This window comes from Sulfitobacter marinus, assembly GCF_900116285.1.
GTDB classification, from domain to species: domain Bacteria; phylum Pseudomonadota; class Alphaproteobacteria; order Rhodobacterales; family Rhodobacteraceae; genus Sulfitobacter; species Sulfitobacter marinus.
On sequence record NZ_FPAJ01000003.1, the window covers coordinates 358,862 to 382,142 of the forward strand.

Consider the following 23,281-nt stretch of genomic DNA (forward strand, 5'->3'; position numbering starts at 1 on the left):
AAAAGAGGATCACCATGCTCATTGTTATTTCGCCCGCTAAAAAGATGAACTGGGACGCGCGCGACGTTCAGATGACAACGCCAGATATGCTGGATGAGGCGGCGAATTTGGTGCGATCCGCGCGTGATCTAAGTGTGGATGATCTGAAATCGCTGATGCATCTGAGTGATAGCCTGGCCAAGTTGAACCGGGACCGTTTCGCGAACTATCAAGATGCCCCCGATGCGGATGACCTGCGCCCGGCAGCATTTGCATTTGCGGGCGACACCTATCAAGGCCTCGAGACGGCGAGCCTTGAAGCGGACGAGCTGACCTATGCTCAGGAGCATTTACGCATTCTTTCAGGGCTTTACGGCGTTCTGCGCCCCTTGGATGGGATTCAACCCTACCGCCTAGAGATGGGCAGCAGATTGAAAACCCCGCGGGGGAAGAATCTTTATGCCTATTGGGGGGACACGCTGTCGAAGGCGTTGAATGAACAGGCTGAAACGACGGGCAGCAGCGCATTGATCAATTGTGCCAGTCAGGAATATTTTGGGGCAGTTGATTTGAAAGCGCTAAAGCTGAACGTCATCACGCCCCAGTTCATGGAGGATAAAGGCGACGGAAAAGGCCCCAAGATCGTGAGCTTTTATGCCAAGAAAGCGCGTGGAGCGATGGCGCGGTTCGTCATTCAGAACCGTTTGAAAGATCCAGAAGCGCTGCGTGATTTCGATAGTGGCGGATATGCATGGCAAAAAGACCTATCGACGCCGGAAAAGCCGGTATTCTTGCGGGCTTACCCTGCCTCTTGATGGTCGCTTTCTAGCAGCAACGGCAGGGTGTCTAGGGGCTGATGCGCCTGGATTTGTGCGGTAATGTCTGGTTTGCGCAACGGCTTTGTTAGGTAGTGATCCAGCCCTGCGGCCAGGATGCCTGTATCGTCGCCAGTCATGGCATGTGCTGTCAGCGCGACAATAGGACAGCGGCGGTCCGTCTGTTCTTCTAGCAAGCGAATGGCGGCTGTCGCCTCCTTGCCATCCATTTTCGGCATTGAGATATCCATAAAAATCATATCTGGCTCAAAGCTTTGAAACAATGCGACTGCTTCTTCGCCGTTATTGGCGAGCTGTAGCTCCACATCCAGATGTTGGATCATTTTGCAGAAAACAAGCTGGTTGGTTTTGTTATCCTCTGCTGCCAAGATGCGCATTTTTCTTGGTTCGATTTGACCGGTGCCAGCGACCGGTTTACCGAACGCCGCCAATTGCGCCAGCAAGTCACTGCGCGGAATGGGTTTTTTCAGAACAGATGTAACCAGTGCGCGTGCGGGATCATTGTCGGCCAGCGCGGTGTTTGAGCTGACGATAACGATGTAGCATTGCTGGCCCCGGTCACGCAGTTGGCTGGCAAGCTCGAAACCATCCATATCGGCCATGATGTGATCGGCGAGGATAAGATCCACGTCGTCCCCAGCTTGCTCCAACGCCACTTGGGCGGTGTCGCAACAGGTGACCTTGAGGCCAAGCTGTTCAAGCTGTTTGAGCAATATTGAACGGTTTATCGTTTCAGCTTCGACCACCATAATATGGCGCAAGTGTTTTGGCAGTGGCGGGTGCGACGTGTCGATCTGCCCGTCGGCCTCTAGCGGCAGTTCAAACCCAAAACAGGATCCAACGAGTTCTTGAGAGGTGACCCATATGTTGCCGTCCATCATCTGGATCAGTCGCTGGCAGATCGCAAGGCCCAGACCGGTTCCGTCAAAGTTGCGATTGCGTTCATTTTCGACCTGATTAAATTCGCCAAATATATGGTCGATCATGGCGGGGGCGATGCCAATGCCCGTGTCCTCGATCGCGATTTTGACCATCACCTTGCCAGTGTTAGCGTCCGGCACACCTGTGACCCGCACCAAAACGTGGCCTTCGCTGGTGAATTTTACCGCGTTGCCCATGAGGTTCGTTAGTACCTGCCGGATCCGGCCAGGATCGCCAATCAGATGCGTGGGCATGAACAGATCGTATTCCAGCGCAAGACCAAGCCCTTTTTCACGGGCAAGCGGTTGCAAAAGCATGATCACTTCTTGGATTGCACGCTCCAGGTCGAAGGGTTCAACATGCAGGTCCAGCTTTTTAGCCTCAATTTTCGAATAATCGAGAACATCATTGATAATGACCAGCAGCGCCTCGCCCGAGTTCTTGATCGTATCGACGTAAAGTTGCTGGTCTTCGGTCAGCTCGGTATCGCGCAACACATCTGCCATCCCCACAACGCCGTTCATCGGGGTTCTGATTTCGTGGCTCATATTCGCTAAGAATGCTGATTTCGCGCGGCTGGCGCTTTCCGCAATGGCGCGTGCCTCTTGCAGTTGGCGTTCGTATTCGACCGTCGCCGTAATATCGAGCCCCAGCGAAACCAAGTCGCCACTTGGTCCGCGTTGGTCAACCAGTTTGATATGTCGGCCATTCCATAATTGAATCACGGTGGGTTCAGGATCGGTGTCTTGCAGCCGCTCTGTCATCATTCGACGCCAGTTTTTAGTGGATAGATCGCCGGTATTTACGATGCCTTCCTCGGTCAATACTTGCAGGATTGTCACGTAATTGATCCCGGGACTGATCAATTCCAGCCCGTCAAAGACCGCAAGATAAGAGCGGTTGGCCATGATAAGTTCGTTGTTCACGCTGAATAATGCAAAGCCGTCCTTGATTGTTTCAATCGACTGCCAAAGCCGGCGTTCCGTCAACTCGATCTTTTCGCGCGCGGCATTCAGGTCGGATTTCACCCGTTGGTTTTCGCCGCGAATGTTTTCTACCTCGGCGCGGGTTTCCACGATTTCATCGCTTAGTTTCTGCGCGTGCAGACCCAACTTGCGATTGGCGGCAAATAGCTCGGCCTGTTTCAGCTCAAGCATCCGCTCCGCCGCAAGACGTCCGCGCCGTTCCTGCGTCAGCTTGTCTGCCAGGTTCATGCCCTGCTCCGAATCCGTGATGTTCTGTTTGGTAACAGACATTCAGGGAACGAGGTGAACAACTGTTTAAGACGGGCATGGACGCTTGCCGTTTTGGCTTAGCTCCGTCGCCCTTCGCGCAGCCACGCGGCGATGATCAGCCCTGCGCCGATCAGCAAAACCAGCCATCCGGGCAGGATCGGAGTTTGACGCACATCGCGGGTCTCGTACGCATTGCGCGGGGTCAGGCCGATCCACCCGCGCCCTGCGGCGGGTCGTCCGGCCCTTACCTCGCGAATACGGGGCAAGCCGTCCTCGATGCGGACCGCGCCGCCGCGCATTCTTGCCAGAATTGGGGCCATTATTTCATCGCTTGCAATGGTATCGATGAATTCACGCGGTGCTGCAGGGCCAAGGCCGATCACGCTTATCTGATCACCGTTCTCAAGGCGGTAGAGCCCGATCTCCGGCCCCTCAAACGTTCCCTCGAACACACCGGGTGATGTTTCAGTTAACGGCGTTTCAGCGGTGGACCCATCGGGGGCAGTGATGGTGACGGTGGGTACCGTATCGCCCAGTGTCCGGCGGATAATGCGCATGGTTTGCCCCTCGGCGGTGGCGGTCAGCGCCTCTTCCTCAAGCTCGGGTTCTTTCATCATCCAATGGGCAAGGCGGCGCAGCAATTCAAGCTGCGGTCCGCCACCCTCGTAGCCGCGGTTCCAAAGCCATGCATGATCCGAAGCCAGCAGCGCGACGCGGCCCTCGTCGACCCGGTCCAGGATCAGCAAGGGGCGGTCGCCCTGCCCCGTCATCACGACCGATCCTTTGGGGTTGGTCACATCAATCTGGCGCAACCACCGGCCCCAATCCCCGTTTCGGGGCAAATCAGCTGTCACGGGGTGACGGTCGCCCAGTTCGGACACAAGGGGCTGAAACGGTTCTTCGATCACGCGGGCCGATGGGGTTGCGGGCAGAACAGCGCCAAGCGGCGACCGGAACAGGCTGTCGGCGCTTGCGAAATCGCGTCCTGCGGCCACCAGAACGGCACCGCCCTGACGCACATAATTGGCGACGTTTTCCAGATACAGCCCGGGCAAGATGCCGCGCCGCTTGTAGCGGTCAAAGATAATCAGATCGAAATCATCGATCTTTTCCATGAACAATTCGCGGGTAGGGAAGGCGATCAGAGACAATTCATCAACCGGAACGCCGTCTTGTTTTTCGGGGGGGCGCAGGATGGTGAAATGCACCAGATCGACAGAGCTGTCGGATTTCAACAGGTTGCGCCACGTGCGCCCGCCGGGGTGGGGTTCACCACTGACAAGCAACACACGCAAGCGGTCACGGACCCCGTTCATCTGGATCAATGCGGCATTGTTGCGGTCGGTCAATTCGCCGTCCGCTTCTGGCAGGGAAAACCGGATCACGTTCCGCCCGCCATGGGGCAGCGTGACAGGCAGGTCGAGGTCCTGACCAATCGGCACCCGAAACGACTGAGGCTCTTGTGCGTCAACGGATATGTCCAGCTGCGCGACGCCGCCCAAGTCGGGGGCCGCGCCCAGATCATCGATCCGCAAGGTCAGGGTGACCGGTTCACCGATGATTGCAAACGCGGGGGCATTGCGCACGGTCAGTCGGCGATCCCAGTCGGTTCCCTTGCCGGTCATCAGCAGATGCAAGGGGGCAGGTAGATCGACGGGCAGATCTGCGTCGTGGATGCGACCATCACTGACGGCCAGAATACCTGCAATGCGGGCGCGGGGTTCTTCGGCCAATGCGTCCAAAACCACGGTCATCAACTGTGTGCCGGTATCGCCGGGGCCATCTGGTATCTGGATGCGGCGCAATTCGGTGTTATCGCGCGCGGAGATCGTCGCGGCCAAGGCATCGGCGGCCTGCGTGCTTTGCGCCTCGCGCCCGCCCAGTTTTTGGCTCGCGCTGTTGTCTTCGAGCATGATTACGATGTCGCTCAGCGGCGCGCGGTCTTCTTGCTGGAACGACGGCCCCAGCAATGCGGCCAGTACGACCAACATAGCAAGCCCGCGCAAGGCCCAGCCCTGCAGCCCGCGCATCACGGCGAGGATCACCGCAGCAAGGGCAATCGCGGAAACAACGGCTAGCAACGCCATCGGGATCATTGGATGAAAAACGATGGTCGAGGTCATTGGCCCAACCGATCCAACAGTGCAGGCACGTGGACCTGATCCGATTTATAGTTGCCGGTTAGCACATGCATGACCAGATTGACGCCAAAGCGATAGGCCAGTTCACGCTGCCGTTCGCCGCCAAATCCGCGGCCGACAGGTACCATTTGCGCGCCGGTAGACGACACCGCCCAGGCCGCGGCCCAATCATTGCCGCCGATCACAACGGGTGTGACACCGTCATTGAGGTTGCGAAACGGCATGCCTTCAATCTGTTCGGCACCCGGGGGGGATGCTTCGACCCAGATATCGCGCCCTGCATAGCGTCCCGGAAAATCCTGTAGCAAATAAAACGTGCGGGTCAGCACATGGTCCGTAGGCAGCGGTTCAAGCGGGGGAATATCCAGCGGTGCAGCAAGGTCTTGCAGCTTGCGCCCATTCGCGCTGGCACCGCCGTATCCAGCAATATCCGCGTCACGGGTATCAAACAGGATCAGCCCCCCAGACCGCAGATAGGTGTTCAGCTTGGCATATGCGTCACCTGACGGGCGGGGTTGGTCGGGCGTGATCGGCCAATACAGCATCGGGAAAAATGCCAGCTCGTCCGTCTCAAGGTTCACGCCGATCGGGTTGGCAGGTTCAACTGACGTGCGGAAAAACAACGTGTCAGAAAGCCCGCGCAACCCTGCCTCTGACAGCCCGTCTATGGATGGATTTCCGGTAATGACATAGGCCAGCGTCATTTCTGCGGTCGCGTTCAGGGCGAAGTCGTCTGCCGATTGTGCGTCCGCTGGGGCCGGGATTTGCATCAAGGGAACCAACAAGATCGCCGCCAGATTGCTGCGTTCCAACAGACGTCCTGACAGCGCCAATGATGCGATCACATCGGCCAGCAGCAGCAAAATTGACAGGCTGAGCAGCCAACCAGCCAGCGGCATTTCGGGCGCGACGTACAGGCCATGCACGGGTACATCGGCGGGCCACGTGGTCGCTGTCAGCTGCGTATCGTCAGTGACCACATTGCGCGCGATCCGGCGATCGCCTGAGGCGTAGATGCCCGGCTGCAACGCGGGACCGGCGGCGGCTGATGCCAGATCAGCCCCATCAACACCGGGCAGATTGCCTGCGTCTTCTAACTGGCCAAACCCGTCCATTATGCGCAAGGGCGTCCATGTTGTACCTTGCAAATCCTGCGCCTCGACCGACGCGGCAGAGGAGGAGATCGCCAACCTTTCCATCATCTGAACAAAGACGCCGGAAAGGGGCAAGGTGGACCATTCGGCGGTGGCAGTTACGTGGAATAGGACGACTTGACCCTGACCAAGTGCCTTGCGCGTCACCAGCGGTGTGCCATCGCTGAGCGAAGCAATAACACGGTCGGCGAGGGTCGGGTCCGGTTGGGCGACGACCTGAGCAGACACGACCACATCGTCAGGAACATTCAGCCCGTAAAACGGCGAGGTTTCGCGGAAACTATCCAGCGATTTCGGCTCTCCCCAGCTCATCGCGCCACCGACACTGCGGCCTCCGGCGCGCAGGCGCACGGGCATCAGCGGGTCTTCGGTATCGCGGGAAATATCACTGGCGGCAATGCGCGGCCCCGCAAAACGCACCAACATGCCCCCGGCCTCGATCCATTCTTGCAGGGGCGCTTGTTCCGCCTCGGACAGGGTCGCGATGTCGGCTAGCACGATCACATCAGGATTTGCAGGCAGAACATCGGCAAGGGACCCGTCGATAATATCGGCGGTCGGGGCCAAGGCGCGTTCGATGTAGTGTAGCGGCGATAGCAGCTCGAGCCCCTCACGGTTTTCGCGGCCTGCAATCAGGGCAACCTCGCGGCGGCGCAATCCATCGTCCACCAGCGTAGTCGCCCCCGCTGACCGCTGCCCTGCGATGTCAAACCGCGTGATCCGGGCGCGTAGTTCGGCTGGTAAGGATAACGCGGCGGTGGCTTGGGTTGCGCCGTCGTCGAACTGGGCGGGCACAGTGGCAAGGATGCGGGCGTTCCCCGCCGGATCGCGGCCTTGGGCGTTCAGTGTAACCTCGCGGGCCGGACCCGCGATGGCACGTTTGACGGTCAGGGTAATGGCGCCATCCTTGTAGCTGGCAGGAGCCATTGCCAGTACGTTGGTGCCAGTTTGGTAGACGTCGACCGATCCTTGGCCTTGCAGCGCATCCAGCATGGCCCGCCGGTTTGCGTATTCGAGCCCGTCACTGAACCAAACCGTGTCGAAGCCGTCTAGTGCCTCGGTAATCTCAATCGCGCGGATCACGTCAGCGTCTGACGGTTGCCATGGTGCGGGCTGCAACCCAGCCAACCGCGTGCGCCACACATCTGCGGATTGGAACGCGGGTTCTTCGGGGCGGGTGAGGGTCAGAAAACCTACGGTCCGGTTGGCGCGAGCAGCTCGGGTGAGCTGGGCGTCGATGACTTGCGACTGTTGCTGCCAGCGTGTTGCACCGGCCCACGACCCATCCAGCACAATCAGCAATGGGCCAGAGCCGTCTGCCTGTTGGTCTTGTGGGTTCAAAACGGGGCCAGCCAGCCCGATGATAATCGCGGCAACGGCCAGCATGCGTAACAGCAGCAACCACCACGGGGTCCGGTCAGAAACGCTTTCGTCGTCGGTCAGGCCCAACAGCAATGCAACACCGGGAAACCGTTGGCGGATCGGTGCGGGGGGAACTGCGCGCAGGATCAGCCAAAGAATAGGCAGCGCGATAAGCCCCAGCAAAAGCCAAGGTGCCGAAAACCCGATGCCGCCCAAAATCGTCATGCTGCTGCCCCCGCGCGTGTGTCCAGCGCCGAATAGAGCCACAGCAGTGCGGATTGAGCAGAGGTATTGGTGTGATGCAGACCATAGTGCCAACCCGTCAACGCGCACAGGCGCTGAAGCTCGGCTTTGCGTTCGGCAAGGCGTTCAAGATAGCGGGATTTCAGATCGCTGGCCTTTAATGTCTCGTGGCGCAGCGTGCCGCCCACGCTTTCAAATATGGTTCTTCCGGAAAACGGGAATGCTTCCTCGGACGGGTCCAGCAGATGGCATAACACCCCGCGAACACCCCGGTCAGCGGCCTTGGTTAGCGCAAGGGTGATCCCGTCGAGATCGCCCATGAAATCCGATATAAACACGGCCCGCGCATGGGGGATCATTGCGCGGTGTTCGGGCGGGGCATAATCGTTGGCATCGTCTTGCGACAGCATCTCGGCCAACCGCAACAGCTGCGGTCTGCCGGAACGCGGGGGCAAGGCGGTGCCCGTCAGGCCCACGCGTTCACCGCCGCGCTGCAACAGGATCGCCACAGCAAGGCCCAGCACCCGCGCGCGATCTGCCTTTTGGGGCAGGTTCGGGCCCGATGAAAAGCGCATCGACGCCCCTTGATCGATCCACAGCATGACGGATTGTGCGATTTGCCATTCGTGTTCACGTACGAATTCCTGATCGCCCCGTGCTGAGCGGCGGTGATCAATGCGGCGGCGACTGTCACCGGTCTGGGCCGGGCGGTACTGCCAGAAATCATCGCCACCCCCCGCACGCCGCCGTCCGTGCGACCCCAATAGCACAGCACCGGCCAAGTGTTCTGCCCGGGCCAAGAGGTCAGGAAACCGCGCTGCCTGTTCTTCGGCCTTTGCGCGAAGGGATACGGGGGTGGTCACGCCGCGGCCTTTTTCCCGGTTAGGCTTGCCGCAGTGCTGTCAATCAGATCAGTCAGGCTGTCGCCACGTGCACGCGCGGCAAAGTTCAACGCCATCCGGTGGCTCAGAACCGGACGCGCCATATCAATCACGTCTTCGGCGGAGGGGGCCAAGCGACCCTGCAACAGGGCGCGGGCGCGCACTGTCAACATCAAGGCCTGCGCAGCGCGGGGACCGGGACCCCAGGCGACGGTTTCGCGCACACGGGGGCTTGCGTCGGCCTCCTCCGGGCGGAAGGCGCGGACCAGATCAAGGATCAATTCCACCACGCTGTCACCGACAGGCATGCGGCGCAACAAGGTTTGCGCGGTCAAAAGCTCCTCTGCGGTAAACACTTGAGTCGCCTGTGCATCACCTTCACCGGTTGTGGCCAGCAAAATCTCGCGCTCGGTTTTGCGGTCGGGATAGGCCACGTCGATCTGAACAAGGAAACGGTCAAGCTGGGCTTCGGGCAGGGGATATGTGCCTTCTTGCTCAATCGGGTTTTGTGTGGCCAAAACATGAAAAGGCGCGCCAAGCGGGCGGTCTTGGCTTGCGACCGTCACGGTTTTTTCCTGCATCGCTTGCAGCAAAGCCGACTGCGTGCGTGGCGAGGCACGGTTGATTTCGTCGGCCATTAACAATTGGCAGAATATCGGCCCCTCGATGAAACGAAACGCGCGGCTGCCATCGGCGGCGGTATCCAACACCTCGGACCCCAGAATATCGGCTGGCATCAGATCGGGTGTGAACTGCACGCGGTTGCCATCCAGCCCCATCACGGTGCTTAGGGTTTCAACCAGACGCGTTTTGCCAAGTCCGGGCAGCCCGATCAACAACCCGTGGCCGCCACACAGCAGCGCGGCGAGCGTCAGATCGACAACGCGCTCTTGCCCGATAAACCGATTGGTGATCGACGCTTTGGCCTGCGCCAGCTTGTCGCCGAGGGCTTCAATATCTGCTACCATATCGTTGGCTTCGGTCATGACTTTTGCGTCCTTCGATTTATATAGGTTACATGTAAGTGTATCTTGTGAACTGGAAATGGCAAAAGCAATGAGTGGACAAAAAACCGTGACCCCGACGGCAACAGACCTTGCTGCGTCTGTTTCTGCCGCAAAAACACGCGGATTGCCGCCGGTAGAAAGCTGGAACCCGCCGTTTTGTGGGTACATCGACATGGAGATCATGCGCGACGGGACATGGTTTCATGAGGGCACGCCCATCGGACGGCGGGGGCTGGTCAAGCTTTTTGCGTCAATTCTGATACGCGAGGGCGACAAATACTTTCTGGTCACACCAGTGGAAAAGGTCGGGATTCGGGTCGAAGATGCGCCATTCGTTGCGATTGATTTCGAGGTCGAAGGGCAAGGGCGCGAGCAGAATATTACCTTTCAGACAAACCTTGATGACATCGCGACCGCTGGCGAGGCTTTGCCTATCCGCGTTGTACGTGATCCCGAGACCGGAGAGCCATCGCCCTATGTCCGTGTGCGTCGTAACCTAGAGGCGCTGATAGACCGCAAAAGCTTTTATCGGCTTGTGGACTTGGGCGAACATCACGACGGTTGGTTCGGCATCTGGTCGAGCGGGCAATTTTTCGGGCTGATCCCCTCAAGCGAATTACCCCAATAGATCGTCGGCGCGTTGGCTTTTTGCGTGGATCTTTGCTAGCAGAGGCAAATGCAACATAAAGCGAGCCCTCAGCGCATGAAACCAGCTGCAAATCTAAGCCTTTTGTGGCAGGAACTGCCCTACCTCGATCGATTCAAGGCTGCCGCACGTGCGGGTTTTACAGCGGTCGAAGTGCTGTTCCCCTATGATGAGCCGCTGACAGAGACCAAGGCCGCCTGTGCCGCGAATGGGTTGGACCTTATCTTGATCAACGCGCCGCCGCTCGCTCGTGCCGATCAGCCGCGCGGCTTTGCTGCGGTGCCTGATCAGGTTGATACCTTTCGCAGGGATATCATCCGTGCCTTTCGCTATGCCGAGGCACTGAACGCGCGGTTTGTGCATGTTATGGCTGGCAATGCCGAAGGGGACGCAGCGTTTGAAACCTTTTGCCGAAATCTGATCTGGGCCGCGAAATCCGCGCCAGAGGGTCTGACCTTGACGATCGAGCCGCTGAATCCGTCGGCGATGCCGGGGTATTTTTTGAACGATTATGCACTGGCCAAACATGTGCTTGATGAGGTTTCGATGAAGAACGTGGGCCTGCAATATGATAGTTATCATGCGCAGATGATCCACGGTAATGCGGTCGAAATTTTTGAAACCTATCGCGGGGATATCGTGCATGCGCAGATCGGCGACAGCCCTGACCGTAGCACACCCGGCAGCGGTGATATCGATTTTGCGGGGCTGTTTACGGCAATGACAGCTGCGGGTTACGATGGCTGGATCAGTGGAGAGTACAACCCCGGTCCCAAGACCGAAGACAGCCTGAACTGGATGAAGATGCTATGATACCCGCAAGATTTGCACCGATTGTTTTCGGATTTATTCTGTCCGGGCTTATGTCCTTTATCGTCTCGGGGATTGCGATCCTGCGCACGGCGGGTTTTGCGGAGGGGTTGCTTTCTTTGTGGATGGGAGCGTGGATCACGAGCTGGCTTGTGGCGTTTCCAACCGTGCTGGTTGTGGCCCCCATAACGCGTCGTATCGTGGCCAAACTGGTTAAAGGGGCTCCTGCCTAAAGGTCGCAGGGGCTCCCGCGTTTTTCACGCGCTACCTTTAGTTTTTCGGTCTAACCGGGCGAAATTTAATGCGCCTCGGCCCAGTTTGAACCGATGCCCGCATCAACGGTCAGCTTTACATCCAGCTTGACCACCGGATCGGCTGCGTTCTCCATCACATCGCGGGCGGCCTTGATCAAATCGTCTTCGGCCCCTTTCTCCACCTCGAAGAGAAGTTCATCGTGGACCTGCAGCAACATCGTTGCGGGGATATCCTTGATCGCGTCGGGCATACGGATCATGGCGCGGCGAATAACATCGGCCGCCGTGCCTTGGATCGGGGCGTTTATCGCAGCGCGCTGGGCAAAACCGGCGCGGGGGCCTTTGGCAGCAATCTCGGGCGTATTGATCTTGCGGCCAAACAGCGTCTGAACATACCCGTGCTCTTTGGCGAATGCCTTGGTGTCGTCCATATAGGTCCGAATGCCGGGGAAGCGTTCGAAATAGCGGTCAATGAAACCCTGCGCTTCGGCACGGGGAATGCGCAGGTTGCGCGCCAGACCAAAGCCGGAAATGCCGTAAATCACACCAAAGTTGATCGCCTTGGCCTGACGGCGCACATCTGGCGTCATTTCATCCAATGGCACATCAAACATCTCGGACGCCGTCATGGCATGGATATCAAGCCCGTCTTTGAACGCCTGTTTCAGGGCAGGGATGTTGGCGATATGGGCCAGAATGCGCAGTTCAATCTGCGAGTAATCCAGTGCCACTAAAACCTTGTCCTCTTCGGCGACGAATGCCTCGCGGATGCGGCGACCTTCTTCGGACCGGATCGGGATGTTTTGCAGGTTCGGATCGGTTGACGCCAATCGCCCTGTTGATGCGCCAGCAATCGAATAGGACGTGTGCACCCGGCCTGTGTCCTTGTTGATATGCTCTTGCAAAGCGTCCGTATAGGTCGACTTCAGCTTGGACAGCTGGCGCCAATCCAGAATGCGCTTTGGGAAATCATGCTCGGTCGCGAGGTCTTCCAATATGGTCGCCCCGGTCGAATATTTCCCGTTCGCACCTTTTTTGCCGCCCTCAAGGCCCATGTCTTCGAACAGCACCTCACCAACCTGCGCAGGCGACCCGACATTAAACTTGCGGCCGACCATCTCGTAAATCTCGTCTTCCAAGCCCGCCATTTTCTGAGCAAAGGCATTGGACATCCGGCTCAGGGTATCGCGATCCACCTTGATGCCCGAACGTTCCATCGCGGCCAGAACCGGCACCAGCGGGCGCTCAAGCGTTTCATAGACCTTGGTGACCTGCACGCGGTGCAATTGCGGCTTGAACAGCTGCCACAGACGCAGCGTGATATCGGCATCTTCGGCGGCATAGGGTACTGCATCTGCAAGCGGCACTTTGTCAAAGGTGATCGCCGATTTACCGGACCCCAAGAGCGGTTTGATCGGGATCGGCGTGTGACCCAAATAGCGTTCCGATAGCGTATCCATCCCGTGACCATGAAGCCCCGCATGCATCGCATAGGACATCAACATCGTGTCATCAATCGGGGCGACAGCTATGCCGACTTGGGCAAAAATCTTGCTGTCGTATTTCATGTTTTGGCCGATTTTGATGATCGACGGATCGGTCAGCATCGGCGTTAGCATGCGCAGGGCTTCCTCGGTCTGTATCTGCCCCTCAGCCAGATCATCCGAGCCAAACAAATCATCCGCTGAATGGGATTTGTGCAGCAACGGGATATAACAGGCTTTGCCCGGCTCAACGCACAGCGAAATGCCCACCAAGTCGGCGACCATTTCATCAAGGCCCGTCGTCTCGGTATCTACTGCCACGTAGCCGAATTCGTAAATCCGGTCGATCCAAGCCTGCAATGTCTTGGCGTCGCTGATCTGCTCATAACCTGCTTGATCAAAGGGGATTTCCGCCACTTCGCCCCCGTTTTCAACGACCTTCGGTTCCTCAATTACCGGGGCTTCTTTGCCCAACACTTCTGCCACACGCTTGGACAGGGTGCGGAACTCCATGTCGGCCAAAAAGCCCAACAGCTTGTCTGCGTCAGGTTCGCGCACCTCAAGATCATCCAGCGTAAAGTCCAGTGGGGTGTTTTCGTCCAGCAAAACCAACTTGCGTGACAGGCGGATCTGATCGGCGTGGTCAATCAAGGTTTGGCGCCGCTTGGGCTGTTTGATCTCTTCGGCGCGCTTGAGCAAAGCATCCAGATCGCCATATTCGTTAATCAGCAATGCGGCTGTTTTGATACCAATACCGGGTGCACCGGGCACGTTATCGACTGAATCACCTGCCAACGCCTGCACATCCACGACCCGTTCAGGGTAGACGCCGAATTTCTCAAAGACGCCCTCGCGGTCGATGGTTCTGTTTTTCATGGCGTCCAGCATTTCAACGCCGTCGCCGACCAATTGCATCAGATCCTTGTCAGAACTGATAATGGTACAACGCCCCCCGGCTGCGCGGGCCTGAACGGCGAGGGTCGCGATGATATCATCGGCCTCATAGCCTTCCTTCTCCTTGCAGGCGATGTTGAAAGCCTCTGTCGCGGTGCGGGTCAACGGGATTTGGGGGCGTAGATCCTCGGGCATGGCCTCGCGGTTGGCTTTGTACAGATCATACATCTCGTTGCGAAACGTGTGGCTGCCCTTGTCGAAAATCACCGCCGCATGGGTCGGTGCGTCCGGGCCGGTGTTCCCTTCCACATAGCGGTGAAGCATATTGCAAAAACCGGCAACCGCACCGATGGGCAACCCGTCTGACTTGCGCGTCAACGGGGGCAAGGCGTGGTATGCGCGAAAAATAAACGCCGATCCGTCGATCAGATGCAGATGGTGACCCTTGCCAAATGTGCCGGACATATCAGTGCTCCCCCTTGGTGATTGCCCCCTTTTGCCACGAAGCATCCGTGCCTGCCAGCGGCCATTCTGCTCATACCCCTATTTCACTTTGCCAAATAAACTCCCCGCGGAGCGTCCCGTCCGTGCTTCACTCCGCTTGGTAGAGATCAAAGGACAGGCTGACCGACAGGGGCATCGGCGTCCAGAGGCCGAACCGCAAACCCGCGGCGCGCAGTCTGTCACCGATCCAGACGTTGCAGGTGCGCCAAATGTTGAAACGCCCCTTGGCGGCAAAAAATCCGTCAGTTTGATTGAAACCATCGACGTCGGCAGTGATGGGCTGGCTATCGGCATCGGTCGACAAACTGTCCCAAACACCGTCCAAAAGTGCCGCGTATTCGCGGTCGGTGAGGGTAAGGCGTCTTGCATCTAGATCGTCAGGCAGCGCACCGGCGATATCAAAGCGCAAAACAGAGCTGTCGCCGACAATCCCGCGCCATAGCGCATACAGGCCCAGATCGGTCGCGTTTCGGGTTTGCGTATAAAAATGCTGCGCGCCCCAACCGATCACCAGCCACTGCGCCGCAGGATGATCCAGCCGGATACCTTTGGCAGCCAGCGGGGCAAAATGTTTCTGTGTCATGTCGTCAAGCGGCAGCACCAGATCGTAATGGATCGGGCCGCTGACCAGCAAAATGCTGCGCGTCTTTTCAGCGGTGTCAGGTGTCGCGCTGCCGGGGATAATCGCGCCGTAAATGGCACCCATCAGATAGAGGGCGGGCACCAGTGCCAACACACCCAGCCATCGTGCGGGTTTCCTCAGAGCTTACCCTCAAAATCTGAATGGATGAATTTGCAGTCGCAATAGCCGCATTCAACCCAGCCTTTGTCGTGCGGGATTTGCAGCCACACGCGGGGGTGGCCCAAAGCGCCTTCGCCGCCGTCGCACGCGACGCGCCATGTGTTCACGATGCGGGTTTCTGGGGCTTGCAATGTCATGTGGTCGTCCTTGGCTTGGATGCGATATCGTTATGACCAAACCCAGCCGTCAGGGCAAGGGGTGGGTCATGTTTTGGCTGGCGGAACTCTACAAGTTTGTAATCTAGAATGAATTGGGTTCACCATAGGGCAATCTACAGTTAAAAGGTGCAAAACATCTAAATTTTCGGAGCAATCACCCCATGGCACCCCCCAAACCCGTTGTATTGTGCATCTTGGATGGATGGGGGCAGCGCGCCGAGGCCGAAGGCAATGCGCCTTTGCTTGCGAAAACGCCGAATTTTGATTGGATTATGCAACATTGCCCACATGCCACATTGACGACATTCGGGCCTGACGTGGGCCTGCCCAAGGGGCAAATGGGCAATTCCGAGGTCGGGCATACCAACATTGGTGCCGGGCGCGTTGTTGCGATGGATTTGGGTCAGATCGACCTTGCGATTGAACAGGGTAGCTTTGCCAAGAACCCGCCTTTGCTGGAATTTATCGCCAAGCTAAAAAGGACCGGCGGCACGGCGCATTTGATGGGGCTGGTGTCGGATGGCGGGGTCCATGGCCATCTTTCCCATATGATCGCCGCTGTACAGGCGCTGCACGATCAAGGCATTCCAGTGGTCATTCACGCCTTGACTGATGGCCGCGACGTAGCCCCGAAATCTGCGCTCGGGTTCTTAGAGACATTGAATGACAATCTGCCCAGTGGCGTGCAAATTGCGACAGTCACGGGTCGTTATTTCGCGATGGACCGCGATAATCGCTGGGACCGTGTCGCCAAAGCGTATCGTGCAATCGTTCAGGGGCAAGGCGAGGTGCGCGCGGAAACAGCCCTTGAGGCCGTGAATGCCGCTTATGAGCGCGGCGAAAACGATGAATTCATCCACCCAACAGTCATCGCGGGCTATGAAGGTGCCAAGGATGGCGACGGGTTGTTCTGCCTGAATTTCCGTGCCGACCGCGCCCGCGAGATTATGGCGGCCATCGGTGCCCCTGATTTTGAGGCTTTTGACACAGGCATCAGGCCGGAGTGGGCCGCATTGATGGGGATGGCCGAATATTCTGCCGCACACAGTATTTACACCTCAACGATGTATCCCAAGCCGCAGATTGTGAACACGCTGGGGTCTTGGGTGGCGCAGCATGGATTGCGTCAGTTCCGGCTGGCCGAGACGGAAAAATATCCCCATGTGACGTTCTTTTTGAATGGAGGCGAGGAAACCCCGGACGCGGGTGAGGATCGCTTTATGCCCAAGTCGCCGGATGTCGCGACCTATGATCTGCAACCCGAGATGTCATCGGCGCAGGTGACCGACAGTTTTGTTGGGGCGATCCACGAGGGCTATGATCTGATCGTGGTCAATTACGCGAACCCTGACATGGTTGGGCATACCGGCGATCTGGCCGCTGCCATCACCGCCTGCGAGGCCGTCGATCAAGGGCTGGGGCGTGTGTTAAAGGCGCTTGATGCCGTGGGCGGCGCGATGATTATCACCGCAGACCATGGCAATTGCGAGACGATGATTGATCCTGAAACCGGTGGCCCGCATACGGCACATACATTGAACCCTGTGCCGGTGGCTGTTGTGGGTGGCCCTGACGGTGCGCATTTGCGCAAAGGGCGGCTTGCCGATCTGGCCCCGACAGTTTTGCAACTGATGGGGCTAAAGCAGCCCGCAGAGATGACTGGAAAGTCCTTGTTGGAATGATCCGGATCGTCGCCCTTTTTCTGCTGATCTGGCCTTTGGCTGCCTTTGCGCAGACCGAGGCGGCGGATCAGGCACGCCGCGCGATGGGCGATCTTGAACGGGCATCGGCAAAATTAGACGCTGCAGAAGGGGCACGCGACCGGGTTCAGGCGTTGACCCAAACGATCCAAGCCTTTGAGGTTGGATTGGGGGCGATGCGCGAGGGGCTGCGGCAAGCGGCGATAAACGAGGCGCAGCTTAGCAAACGGCTTGAGGCGCGCGATGGTGAGGTGGCGCAGTTGCTGGGCGTCTTGCAAAGCGTCGGTGGCAACCCGTCGCCCACGGTATTCTTGCATCCCGCCGGACCGATCGGTACTGCCCGTGCTGGCATGTTGCTGGCCGAACTGACGCCTACATTGAATGCCCGTGCAGACAAGCTGCGACAGGATTTGAAAGACGTGCAAACCCTGCGGGTGCTGCAAACGGATGCCGCGCAGCAGCTTCAGGAAGGGCTTACGGAAATACAGCGCGCCCGCACCGAATTGAACAAAGCCATGGCCAACCGGACCGATTTGCCCAAACGGTTCACCGAAGATCCGGTGCGCACGGCAATCTTGATCTCGACGTCGGAAACGCTGTCAGGTTTTGCCAGCGGTCTGTCGGAAATGACGACCGAGCGGATTGAACCCGCCCCATTGGATATCGAGGGTCAAGTGGGCGAGCTTCCCTTGCCGGTGCAGGGCCTTGTTTTGCGCGGTGCCAACGAGGCGGACGCAGCTGGGGTGGTTAGACCCGGTATGATCCTGGCCACGCGGCCCCGCGCGATTGTGACAACCCCGGCAGCGGCGACAATCCGCTATACCGGCGAACTTTTGGACCTTGGCAATGTGATCATCCTTGAGCCGCGCGCGGATACCCTATTTGTCTTGGCGGGGTTGGATACGGTTTACGGCACTGCGGGTCAGGTGATCGCCGCGGGCACGCCGATTGGTTTGATGGGGGCACCGTCGTTAAGCACTGATAATGCCTTGTCACCTATTAGTGATGGGGCTGGTGTCGAGCGTTCAGAAACGCTCTACATAGAAGTAAGAGAGAATAATATCCCACAGGACCCGGCAGAATGGTTCCTAACCGACAAGGATGGATGAGCATATGAAGAAATTTGTGATGGCCGCCGTTGGTGGCACGCTGGCAGGCGTGATCGCAACGACGCAAATCGCGGGCCCCCTGCTGGCCCAAGAAGCGGCCAAAACGGGCAATGTCTATGAGCAGCTGGATTTGTTCGGTGACATTTTCGAACGCATCCGCGCCCAGTATGTCGAGGAAGTCGATACAGAAGAACTGATCGAGGCGGCGATCAACGGAATGCTCACGTCTCTTGACCCGCATTCCAGTTATCTGTCCCCCAAAGACGCGCTAAAGATGCGCGACCAAACCCGTGGTGAATTTGGCGGATTGGGCATCGAAGTCACGCAAGAAGAAGGCTTTGTCAAAGTCGTCTCGCCAATAGACGAGACACCTGCCTCAGAGGCGGGGATAGAAGCGGGGGATTTCATCACCCATGTTAATGGCGAAAGCCTGCTGGGTCTGACGCTGGATGATGCGGTCGAACTGATGCGCGGGCCCGTAGGTTCCGAAATCATCATCACCGTCGTGCGCGAAGGCGAGAGCGAGCCGTTCGATGTATCCCTTGTACGCGACACGATCCAGCTCACGGCGGTACGCAGCCGCTCTGTCGGCGATGCTGTGGTGATGCGCGTAACGACGTTTAATGAACAAACCTATCCCAAGCTTAAGGAAGGTCTTGAAGAACAGATCGAGGCTGCGGGCGGTATCGACAAAGTCAGCGGTATTGTCATCGACCTGCGCAACAATCCGGGCGGGTTGCTGAACCAGGCCATCGCGGTTTCGGATGCGTTCCTGGAAGAAGGCGAGATCGTCAGCACACGCGGCCGCGATGCAGCGGATAGTGACCGCACCAACGCCACACCGGGCGATCTGGCGCAAGGCAAACCCATCGTTGTGTTGATCAACGGCGGGTCCGCATCGGCCTCCGAGATTGTTGCCGGTGCATTGCAAGATCACCGGCGCGCGATTGTCGTGGGCACCAAAAGCTTTGGCAAGGGGTCGGTCCAGACCATCATGCCACTGCGCGGCGATAGCGCGATGCGCCTGACCACGGCACGGTATTATACGCCGTCGGGGCGGTCTATTCAGGCGGTTGGCGTATCCCCTGATATCGTGGTTGCACAGCCGCCGCTAAAGCCTGCCGGTGAGGACGATGATGCTGCAAACAGCCGTCCCTTGCGGTCCGAGGCTGACCTGCGCGGCAGCCTGAACAACGACAGCCTGACCGAAGACGAGATCGAACAGATCAAGGCAGACCGTGAAAAAGCCGAAGAAGCAGCGGCGCTTCGCGAGGAGGATTATCAGTTGGCCTATGCGATTGATATTCTCAAGGGGCTGTCCGCCTTGGGTCCTAAAGACTGATCTAAAAAGCTTAGATCGTTGACTGAAATTGAAAGGCCGCCCTGTGATGGGGCGGCCTTTTCGCTGCGCAGCACAGAAAAAATGCTGCGCAGCATTTTGAGGGGTGGTGAAGTCTCGCGCGCGGCTAAACGGCTATATGAAATGGGACTATGAAAGGCGGCAGGGCGGTTTCAAGCAGACCCTGCGAAGTAGGGATCATTACGCCGTTTCGATGCAATGCCGCCTGAACGCGCGTTTGAGCATCTCAAGTTCGGCACGCAGCAATTCCAGCTCTGCCCGTTGATCGATATTTGTCACTTCGTCGCCAATAATAACCACGTCACCAATTTTCTGACCGGTCTCGTTATCAGTGACCACAATCACCTGAATGCCGTCCGCAATTGCGCTGGCGGGGACCGGGATGGTCAAAGACCAGCGATCTGCGGCGTCGGCCTTGGTCAGTTTGAAATCGGGGACGTCCGCGTTATCGTGGGTCACGGCGATGTCGGGCTTGCTCTCACCCGAACCGGTAATGTTGCCCTGCCATATCCCTTCCAGCATGTGAGTTTTGGTCAGTTTCAAAGTGCTCATCCAAATACTCCTAAAGCTGGGCGCGGGGGCGACGCGAGAATGTCATGTCACGCAAAATGATCTCGTTCATTTCGGGGCCTTCAAAAATCAGATCGATCCATGCCTTTTCAACCCGTTTTTCGTTCATTTTAGAATAGCCCAGATCGAATTCGACCATGACATTGGGTTGATGGAGCGGTAGTTCGCGCACGATTTGTTCGGTGTTCGGCCCATGGCGGATGTTCAAGCGCGCAAAAATCTCGATCGGTTTTTCCATCTCGACGATGGTGCGCATTTGCAAAAGATGTGTACGTTTCAACCCGACTGCAAAGTCCTCTGGCAGGTCCAAAACAAGGGACAGAAACGACCCGTCAAATCGGAACACATCCAGACGCAAGCCATAGGGGGCCAGATCTGCCTCGTGCAGGTTGCGCAACTGGCGGACGCCCAGCTCTGACAATGCGCAATCATGAAAAAGCGTAAGCTCGGTACCCAATGGTGCCTTGGTCTTGGCAGAGGACAAACCGGGCACAGGCAACGGAATACGCCACAATGTGGGGCGCCAGGACCAGTCTGCATTATGCGGCTTTCTGAACGTGGTAGAGCCAACGATGGGCAGTGCCATGCGTTCTTGTGCGACTTGAATGAAGCTATCCAAACGGGTCTTGAGGGCCCAAGCCTCGTGAAACTGTCGCCGCAGGGTTTCCATGGGAACGTCGTTCGCTTTTTGGGTATTGCGCGCCCATCTTTGCGAAATCCACTTGGATACTGCGGCGTTCAAAAATTGTGTGCCAAATTTGGCCATACCTGCCTGCTGCCCTGTTTTTGGTCGTCTATATCACGGAACCCTATCGTTTGGCGCAGATTGGTTCAAATGAATTGCCGCGTGGTCCACGGGTCAGTTCTTGAGGGGCACGCTTGTTGCAGGTTCGGGGGTGGCCTTGGTGCTTTGCTGAACCAGCGTGATCACGAGATCACGGCCGACACTTGTAGTGATCAGCCCGTTTTCAGGGCCGTAAACTGCAATCCCCGCAAGCTGGCTGCCAATACGGGCCGCACCGCGCCAGTGGGTCGGGGAAAGGCCCCCAACAGGTATTTTCCCGCGCGCCCGGAAGGTCACGATGCCTTCGGCCGTTTGAATGGCGCTGAGGTTGGTTAGCCCGCTGGCGGCGGCAATTTGCTGTGCAGAAGGGAGCGTTGCGGTGCCACTGCTGGCCAGACTGATGGTGATCAATCCGCGTGGTGCCGATCCGGCGGCATCGCGCATGCCCAAGAGATCGCAGCGCATCATCACCATAAAATCGGGTGTCATGCTGGCCTGATCAATACAAAATCCAGGCGGCGCGACCAAAACCGCGCCGCTGGCCATCATAGCGCGGGTGACAGGGGCGGCGGAATTGCCCGCTAAATCTAGGTTGAATGGGCCCTGACCGGCTTCGCAAGCGGTCAGGGTCATAAATCCAATGGCGGCTAACGAACCCTTAAAGGTCCATGTAGTCATGGGTTTCCGCCTTTGCACCGGGATGGGTCACGGCACCCAGATATGTTGGGCCGACAAGCTGTGCATATTTCCACAATGCGCCGCTTTGGTAGTTGGTTTTGCGCGCACCCGGCCATGCCGCCTTGCGCTTTGCCATTTCCTCGTCGCTGATGTCAACGCTGATGGACCCCTCAACGGCGTTCAGGGTGATCATGTCGCCCTCTTTCAGCAGCGCAATGGGGCCGCCATGTGCCGCTTCGGGGCCGACGTGGCCCACACAAAAGCCGCGTGTCGCACCCGAGAAACGGCCGTCAGTGATCAAGGCGACCTTTTTGCCCATGCCTTGGCCAGACAGGGCAGCCGTCGTGGCCAGCATTTCGCGCATGCCGGGGCCGCCTGCTGGGCCTTCGTTGCGGATAACGAATACGTCGCCTTCTTTGTAGGCGCGGTTCTGGACCGCTTCAAAGGCGTCTTGTTCGCATTCAAAGATCAGCGCGGGACCGGTGAAAACGATGTCGTCCTCGGACATACCGGCGATCTTCACGATGGCACCTTCGGGGGCAAGGTTACCCTTCAGGCCGACAACGCCGCCAGTTTTGCTGATCGGATCGGCAATCGCGTGGATAACCTTGCCGTCTGCCTCGCGGTCGATCCGATCCAGCTCTTCGCCGACGGAACGACCTGACGCGGTGATACAATCCGTATGGATCAAACCGGCTTTGCGCAGTTCTTTCATCACGACCGGCACACCGCCTGCATCATACAGATCTTTCGCAACATAGGCCCCGCCGGGTTTCATATCGACAAAGTAAGGCGTGTCGCGGAAGATTTCGCAAACGTCATCCAAGAAGAAATCAATGCCCGCTTCGTGCGCCATGGCAGGCAGGTGAAGGCCAGCGTTGGTCGATCCGCCTGTGCAGGCCACGATACGTGCCGCATTTTCAAACGCTTCGCGGGTGCAGATGTCGCGGGCGCGGATGTTGTTTTCGATCAGGTTCATCACCGCCTCGCCGGATGCTTCGGCATAAGCATCGCGGGAAACATAGGGGGCTGGCATGCCCGAAGAGTTCATCAACGCGAGGCCGATGGCCTCAGAAACACAGGCCATTGTGTTGGCGGTGAACTGGCCGCCGCAGGCACCGGCGCTAGGGCAGGCGACACGTTCAAGAATCTCAAGCGCGGCTTCTGACATGGTGCCGTTTTGGAAATTACCGACAGCTTCGAACATGTCTTGGACAGTCAAATCGCGGCTCGCAAAGTCCGCAGGCACGTCCGCGCCTTGCGGTGCTTTGCCGGGCAGGATTGACCCGCCATACAAAAAGACCGACGGCACGTTCAGCCGGATCATGGCCATCATCATGCCGGGCAGGGATTTGTCACAGCCCGCAAGACCCACGATCGCGTCATAGCAGTGGCCGCGCATCGTCAGTTCGACCGTGTCGGCAATCGCCTCGCGCGAGGCCAGCGAGGACCGCATGCCTTCGTGACCCATGGCGATACCATCGGTGACCGTGATTGTGGTGAATTCCCGCGGCGTCCCTTGTTGGGCACGCACCCCGACTTTGACGGCCTGCGCCTGACGGTTCAGCGAAATATTACAAGGCGCGGCCTCGTTCCAGCAGGTGGCGACGCCAACAAGCGGCTGATGAATTTCTTCTTCCGTCATACCCATTGCATAGTAATAGGACCGGTGCGGCGCGCGCTCTGGCCCTTCGGTTACGTGCCGGCTGGGCAATTTGGACTTATCAAAACGGTTGTTGGTGGACATCTGCACGCCTTCCTGATTGGGT

19 protein-coding genes are annotated in these 23,281 nt (G+C 58.0%); 7 read left to right on the forward strand and 12 right to left on the reverse strand.

The genetic code is table 11. The annotated features are described in order from the left end of the window. The first annotated feature begins 14 nt into the window (after positions 1 to 14). Positions 15 to 794 (forward strand): peroxide stress protein YaaA, encoded by a 780-nt coding sequence (gene yaaA, locus BM347_RS10615; protein WP_093916437.1) that lies wholly within the window; start codon positions 15 to 17, stop codon positions 792 to 794. Here yaaA and BM347_RS10620 read toward each other — a convergent pair. The 5 genes from BM347_RS10620 to BM347_RS10640 all read right to left on the reverse strand — a co-directional run bounded on the left by BM347_RS10620 (position 779) and on the right by BM347_RS10640 (position 9,738). After that, on the reverse strand, positions 779 to 2,950 hold the full coding sequence (locus tag BM347_RS10620) for a response regulator (protein ID WP_093916623.1): 2,172 nt from the start codon (positions 2,948 to 2,950) through the stop codon (positions 779 to 781). The genes yaaA and BM347_RS10620 overlap by 16 nt on opposite strands. A gap of 98 nt (positions 2,951 to 3,048) precedes the next feature. Beyond that, positions 3,049 to 5,094, reverse strand: coding sequence for a hypothetical protein (locus tag BM347_RS10625; protein ID WP_093916438.1), 2,046 nt, complete (start codon positions 5,092 to 5,094; stop codon positions 3,049 to 3,051). Next, positions 5,091 to 7,853: a DUF4159 domain-containing protein gene (locus tag BM347_RS10630; RefSeq protein WP_093916439.1), complete on the reverse strand. Its 2,763-nt coding sequence runs from the start codon at positions 7,851 to 7,853 to the stop codon at positions 5,091 to 5,093. The genes BM347_RS10625 and BM347_RS10630 overlap by 4 nt, the downstream gene beginning before the upstream one ends. Continuing rightward, entirely contained in the window at positions 7,850 to 8,734 is an 885-nt protein-coding gene (locus BM347_RS10635) for a DUF58 domain-containing protein (protein WP_093916440.1), read from the reverse strand. Before BM347_RS10635 ends, BM347_RS10630 begins: the two co-directional genes overlap by 4 nt. Continuing rightward, entirely contained in the window at positions 8,731 to 9,738 is a 1,008-nt protein-coding gene (locus BM347_RS10640) for an AAA family ATPase (protein ID WP_093916441.1), read from the reverse strand. Before BM347_RS10640 ends, BM347_RS10635 begins: the two co-directional genes overlap by 4 nt. Before the next feature lie 70 nt (positions 9,739 to 9,808). On the opposite strand from BM347_RS10640, the gene BM347_RS10645 reads away from it, so the two are divergent. The 3 genes from BM347_RS10645 to BM347_RS10655 all read left to right on the forward strand — a co-directional run bounded on the left by BM347_RS10645 (position 9,809) and on the right by BM347_RS10655 (position 11,448). Next, positions 9,809 to 10,387 (forward strand): DUF1285 domain-containing protein, encoded by a 579-nt coding sequence (locus BM347_RS10645; protein WP_175498545.1) that lies wholly within the window; start codon positions 9,809 to 9,811, stop codon positions 10,385 to 10,387. Between the two features lie 75 nt (positions 10,388 to 10,462). Then, positions 10,463 to 11,218: a hydroxypyruvate isomerase family protein gene (locus tag BM347_RS10650; RefSeq protein ID WP_093916443.1), complete on the forward strand. Its 756-nt coding sequence runs from the start codon at positions 10,463 to 10,465 to the stop codon at positions 11,216 to 11,218. Then, entirely contained in the window at positions 11,215 to 11,448 is a 234-nt protein-coding gene (locus BM347_RS10655; protein ID WP_093916444.1) for a DUF2798 domain-containing protein, read from the forward strand. The genes BM347_RS10650 and BM347_RS10655 overlap by 4 nt, the downstream gene beginning before the upstream one ends. 65 nt (positions 11,449 to 11,513) lie before the next feature. Here the strand turns inward: BM347_RS10655 and polA are convergent, their stop codons facing one another. The 3 genes from polA to BM347_RS10670 all read right to left on the reverse strand — a co-directional run bounded on the left by polA (position 11,514) and on the right by BM347_RS10670 (position 15,290). Continuing rightward, positions 11,514 to 14,312: a DNA polymerase I gene (gene polA / locus BM347_RS10660; RefSeq protein ID WP_093916445.1), complete on the reverse strand. Its 2,799-nt coding sequence runs from the start codon at positions 14,310 to 14,312 to the stop codon at positions 11,514 to 11,516. A gap of 127 nt (positions 14,313 to 14,439) precedes the next feature. Continuing rightward, positions 14,440 to 15,087, reverse strand: a complete 648-nt coding sequence (locus BM347_RS10665) for a TIGR02117 family protein (protein ID WP_245764246.1) — start codon at positions 15,085 to 15,087, stop codon at positions 14,440 to 14,442. Positions 15,088 to 15,110: 23 nt separating this feature from the next. Next, a complete protein-coding gene (locus tag BM347_RS10670; RefSeq protein WP_093916447.1) occupies positions 15,111 to 15,290 on the reverse strand; it encodes a zinc-finger domain-containing protein in 180 nt (59 codons plus the stop codon). 182 nt (positions 15,291 to 15,472) lie between these two features. Here BM347_RS10670 and gpmI point away from each other — a divergent pair, with 182 nt between their 5' ends. The 3 genes from gpmI to BM347_RS10685 are packed head-to-tail and all read left to right on the forward strand — an operon-like array spanning position 15,473 to position 19,462. After that, positions 15,473 to 16,993, forward strand: coding sequence for a 2,3-bisphosphoglycerate-independent phosphoglycerate mutase (gene gpmI / locus BM347_RS10675; RefSeq protein ID WP_093916448.1), 1,521 nt, complete (start codon positions 15,473 to 15,475; stop codon positions 16,991 to 16,993). Then, the gene (locus BM347_RS10680) at positions 16,990 to 18,120 is read left to right on the forward strand and encodes a murein hydrolase activator EnvC family protein (protein WP_093916449.1); all 1,131 of its coding nucleotides are present in this window, start codon (positions 16,990 to 16,992) and stop codon (positions 18,118 to 18,120) included. The genes gpmI and BM347_RS10680 overlap by 4 nt, the downstream gene beginning before the upstream one ends. A gap of 4 nt (positions 18,121 to 18,124) precedes the next feature. Further along, positions 18,125 to 19,462 carry a S41 family peptidase gene (locus tag BM347_RS10685; protein WP_093916624.1) on the forward strand — a complete coding sequence of 446 codons (1,338 nt, stop codon included), beginning with the start codon at positions 18,125 to 18,127 and terminating at the stop codon, positions 19,460 to 19,462. A 198-nt stretch (positions 19,463 to 19,660) separates the two neighbouring features. Here the strand turns inward: BM347_RS10685 and BM347_RS10690 are convergent, their stop codons facing one another. The 4 genes from BM347_RS10690 to ilvD form a co-directional block, all read right to left on the reverse strand. After that, positions 19,661 to 20,032, reverse strand: a complete 372-nt coding sequence (locus BM347_RS10690; RefSeq protein WP_093916450.1) for a hypothetical protein — start codon at positions 20,030 to 20,032, stop codon at positions 19,661 to 19,663. 10 nt (positions 20,033 to 20,042) lie between these two features. Continuing rightward, entirely contained in the window at positions 20,043 to 20,816 is a 774-nt protein-coding gene (locus BM347_RS10695) for a DUF6478 family protein (protein ID WP_093916451.1), read from the reverse strand. Between the two features lie 93 nt (positions 20,817 to 20,909). After that, positions 20,910 to 21,512, reverse strand: coding sequence for a hypothetical protein (locus BM347_RS10700; protein WP_093916452.1), 603 nt, complete (start codon positions 21,510 to 21,512; stop codon positions 20,910 to 20,912). After that, positions 21,493 to 23,259: a dihydroxy-acid dehydratase gene (ilvD, locus tag BM347_RS10705; protein ID WP_093916453.1), complete on the reverse strand. Its 1,767-nt coding sequence runs from the start codon at positions 23,257 to 23,259 to the stop codon at positions 21,493 to 21,495. The genes BM347_RS10700 and ilvD overlap by 20 nt, the downstream gene beginning before the upstream one ends. Positions 23,260 to 23,281 lie beyond the last annotated feature (22 nt).